This is a genomic window from Pseudomonas sp. MHK4 (assembly GCF_054600775.1).
The window spans coordinates 1-971 of record NZ_BAAIAK010000043.1; the positions used below are offsets into that span (position 1 = coordinate 1).

General features: G+C 55.6%; 1 protein-coding gene and 1 pseudogene. Both read right to left on the reverse strand.

All coding sequences use genetic code 11. The features are described from left to right. Positions 1 to 436: pseudogene (locus ACYP2Q_RS31415) on the reverse strand (SEL1-like repeat protein); the annotation flags it as partial. Continuing rightward, on the reverse strand, positions 436 to 971 hold a 536-nt coding region (locus ACYP2Q_RS31420; RefSeq protein ID WP_459734097.1), incomplete at its 5' end, for a phospholipase D-like domain-containing protein. The gene ACYP2Q_RS31420 and the pseudogene ACYP2Q_RS31415, both read right to left, overlap by 1 nt.

The window sequence follows — 971 nt, forward strand, 5'->3', positions numbered from 1 at the left end:
CAGCCGAACCCTGCTGCAAGAAGATCCCCACGAAGTAATATCCCGTGGCAACACTGGCTTCGATCAGTTGTTGGCTCAGGCGCAAGTGTTCATGGCCGTGAAGCTTGAAATGCTGACGCATCGCTCCATTCTGAAGGTTGATGTTGGCTTTGTAATGGCCGTTTTCGGCGGCGATGCGGTACAGCCGTTCGATCTCGACGTCGACGCTCTTGTCTTGCTTTAGCTGATTGTTCTTCTGCAACCAGCGGGCGTACTGGAACAGCACATCTGTTTCGGCTGAGGGGGCAGGAATTTTTTCGTGGGCGCAGGTAAAGGCGAAATTGGCCTTGATGTCGGTGAGTGGGTTCACATGAGGGTCCTTCTTCATATAGGTAAAGGTGCTGCGGCTGTCACAAGCAACCAGCAGCAAGCACAACAGCAAGAGCACTCGGCACATCAGTCGAGATTCTTCAGGGTGGCTTTGTCGTAATAAAACTCAAGGAGCGGGGCATAGGGCACGGGGGAGCATTTGTCTTCTTGACGTTTTTTGTTTTCCTTGACGATGTCCTGCCAAGCCTCGAATGCTAGTACCGCATCATCCTGCGCCCCCATCCCATTCGTATGCATATCCCACAACCGCCGCCGCAGCGCCTGGGTCACGCTCGCCCACTCATGGGCAATGTTCAGCTCGCTGTCCACCTGCATGCTGCGAGTGTTGATGTTGGCCGAGCCGTGGGTGGTGAACACGTCGTTGACGATCATCAGCTTGGAGTGGATGTACACCGGCATCCATTTGTCGCCCGCCTTCAAGTCGTTGGCGACCAACGAGCACACATGAACTTTCAGGTTGGGAATGTTCTCCGGGACAAGGGTGCTGTCCTTGATTTGCCGGATGTGCCAATCGAGTTTTTCCTGCCACTGGGCAAGCTCCTGATGCCCGACGCGATCGCTTGGCTCGGGCCGTGGCCGGGGTGGTGCGTCGGCTTTGACCT